The organism is Amycolatopsis thailandensis, assembly GCF_002234405.1.
Classification (GTDB): domain Bacteria; phylum Actinomycetota; class Actinomycetes; order Mycobacteriales; family Pseudonocardiaceae; genus Amycolatopsis; species Amycolatopsis thailandensis.
Genome location: NZ_NMQT01000222.1, coordinates 1 through 718 on the forward strand (window position 1 = coordinate 1; position 718 = coordinate 718).

Below are 718 nucleotides of genomic sequence, written 5' to 3' on the forward strand. Positions count from 1 at the left end.
GGGCCAGCTTCAGCACGAGGCGGGCATGCCCCACACCTACTACGAGGTTCTCGTCGCCCTTTCCGAAGCGCCGGGCCGCAAGCTGCGGATGAGCGAACTCGCCGACGCGCGCAAGGCGTCGCGCAGCAGGCTCTCGCACGCGGTGGCGCGGCTCGAAGCGAACGGCTGGGTGCGCCGTGAGTCCTGCCCCACCGACAAACGTGGTTCCTGGGCGGTGCTCACCCCCGAAGGATTCGCCGCGCTGGAGGAGGCCGCCCCCGGGCACGTCGAGGCCGTCCGCGAGAGTCTTTTCGATCCGCTGACCCCCGAACAGGTGAAGGCGCTCGGGGAGATCAGCGCGGCCGTGCTGGAGCGGCTGTCGCCGAAATGCGCCGCGGCGGAGGCGGAAATGGCGCTGCGGGAAGAGTCTCTCGCGGACATCGGGGAGACGGCCGAACTGGCCAAAGCGGACTGACCTCGAGCCCGTCCGGGGCGGGCACGACGACGGGCGTCGGTGCGGGTGGATAGGCTTCGGGCGGCCACCCGACCCTGCTGCTTAGGTGCACCTGAAGAACCGATGCTCAACATTTTCGCGCGCGCCTCCGTTTCCCGCGTCACCGACCCGATGGGGAAGGTGCTCGTGCGCGCCGGTCTGACCCCCAACGCGATGACCGTCATCGGCACGGCCGGGGCGGTTCTCTGCGCGCTCGGGTTCTTCCCCAACGACATGCTGCTGTGG

The 718-nt window shown here is 69.9% G+C and carries 1 protein-coding gene and 1 pseudogene; both read left to right on the top strand.

The features are described from left to right. On the top strand, positions 1 to 454 hold a 454-nt coding region (locus tag CFP71_RS41655), incomplete at its 5' end, for a MarR family winged helix-turn-helix transcriptional regulator (protein ID WP_093939377.1). A 102-nt stretch (positions 455 to 556) separates the two neighbouring features. Next, positions 557 to 718: pseudogene (locus CFP71_RS45235) on the top strand (phosphatidylinositol phosphate synthase); the annotation flags it as partial.